We start from the raw sequence: 1,838 nt of genomic DNA, 5'->3' as shown, positions 1-1,838 counted from the left end.
ATGCTCGATCTCAGCGACGGCCTCGCCAAAGATGCCGCCCGCATTGCCGTGGCGAGCGAGGTCACGTTCGACCTGTTTTCGCTGGCCCTCGGAGCCGATCCGCTCACAGCGTTCCATGGCGGGGAAGATCACTCGCTGCTGGCGACGTTCCCCGAGGGCGCTGAGCTGCCCGGCGGATTTCGCTCGATCGGCATAGTTCTGCCCGCGGGCAAGCATCCGGTACTTCTCGATGGCAATGTCATCGATGAGGGTGGGTGGGACCCGTATCGGGGCTGGGCTGGCGCTCTGGGCTAGCTTCGCGCCCACCACAGCGTCGTGTCGCCGTAGTCCTTGCCGCGGTCGAGCTCGAGCCCGGCTGGCCAGCGCGGCTCTGGGCTGCGCGAGCTGCGTTCGACCATGACGATCGCGTCGTCGGCCAGGGGCAGCGCCGCGAGCGTTTCGGCCAGCTCGTCCTCGCCGAGGTCGTAGGGCGGGTCGATAAACACGAGATCGGCCTTGCCCTTGTATCCAGCGAGAAAAGAGTTCACGGCGATGGGGGCGATCGTGATGCGCAGATTCTTGGGGCCGCGGTCGAGCACGAGCTTGGCATTACGGCGGCAGATTGCGGATGCTGCGCTGTTCTTTTCGACGAGCACCACGTCCACTGCGCCTCGGCTGGCCGCCTCAAGCCCGAGAGACCCGGATCCCGCGTAGAGGTCGAGCACCGTTGCGCCGGTGATGGCGTCTCGTGCTTCGAGAGCCGAGAAGATGGCTTCGCGCACCCTGTCGCTCGTGGGCCGGGTTCCCTTGGGGGGCACGGCGATAGCGAGCGAGCCCGCGAACCCTGAGATGATGCGCGTCATGCGCCGAGCCTACCGGCTGCGCGATGTGGCTCTGTCGGTGTCGCCCGCTACGCTCGTGGGGTGGGATCGCCTCTCGACGCCAAGCTTGCCTCCGCGCTAGGTGGCCGCACAGCTCAGTCGTTTTCGCGCAATCTGGGGCTGGAGACGGTCGGCGATCTGCTGAGCCACTATCCGCGCCGATACGCCCTGCGCGGCGAGCTCACCGAAATCACGTCGTTACCGATCGACGAGAACGTGACGATCGTGGCCGAGGTTGTGGACGTGCGCGAAAGGTCGATGCGCAATCGTCGGGGGTCGATTCTTGAGGTTCGCATCAGTGACGGCCGCGGCATCCTGTCTCTCACGTTCTTCAACCAGGCGTGGCGCGCTAAGGAACTGCGCCCTGGCACCCGGGGAATCTTCGCGGGCAAGGTGGGCGACTATCGCGGTCAGCTCCAGCTGGCCCATCCCGACTACGAGCTTTTTGATGCGGATGCCGCCGATGCCGGGTCGGAGGCGCACAGGGCGTGGGCGGTGCAGCCTGTGCCTATCTACCCCGCAACGGCGGCGGTGACCTCGTGGCAGATCCAGAAGGCCATGGGAGTGGTGCTCGATACTTTGCCCCCTCTCGACGACCCGGTGCCCGCTTCTGTGCGCGCCGAGCGCACTCTCATGGACTTTAGGGAGGCACTTGAGCTGATCCACCGCCCGCACAAGGACATCGAGTGGCGGGCAGCGCGAAAGTCGTTGCGGTTCCAGGAGGCGTTTGTCTTGCAGGCGGGCCTGCTTCAGCAGCGTGCGGTTCTCCGGGCACGCACGGCTACGCCTCGGGTGCCCAAGCCTGGCGGATTCCTGGAGCGCTTCGATGCCGCGCTGCCGTTCACTCTCACGGATGATCAGAAGACGGTCGGTGCGCAGATCGCCTCTGATATCGCCGAGCCGGTTCCGATGAATCGGCTCGTGCAGGGCGAGGTGGGCTCCGGCAAGACGCTTGTCGCCTTGCGCGCGATGCTCGCG

At 66.1% G+C, this 1,838-nt stretch carries 2 protein-coding genes and 1 pseudogene; 2 read left to right on the top strand and 1 reads right to left on the bottom strand.

Annotated elements, in window-relative coordinates; all coding sequences use genetic code 11:
* Positions 1 to 294 (top strand): annotated as a pseudogene (locus AC062T_RS13300) (thiamine-phosphate kinase); the annotation flags it as partial.
* Here the strand turns inward: AC062T_RS13300 and rsmD are convergent.
* Positions 291 to 842 carry a 16S rRNA (guanine(966)-N(2))-methyltransferase RsmD gene (rsmD, locus tag AC062T_RS13295; RefSeq protein WP_108517192.1) on the bottom strand — a complete coding sequence of 184 codons (552 nt, stop codon included), beginning with the start codon at positions 840 to 842 and terminating at the stop codon, positions 291 to 293. The pseudogene AC062T_RS13300 and the gene rsmD overlap by 4 nt on opposite strands.
* 60 nt (positions 843 to 902) lie before the next feature.
* Here rsmD and AC062T_RS13290 point away from each other — a divergent pair.
* On the top strand, positions 903 to 1,838 hold a 936-nt coding region (locus AC062T_RS13290), incomplete at its 3' end, for an OB-fold nucleic acid binding domain-containing protein (RefSeq protein WP_476030775.1).

The sequence above is a fragment of the Homoserinimonas sp. genome (assembly GCF_056262345.1).
Note: the sequence above shows the minus strand (reverse complement) of the source record. Positions and strands in the feature narration are given on the sequence as shown.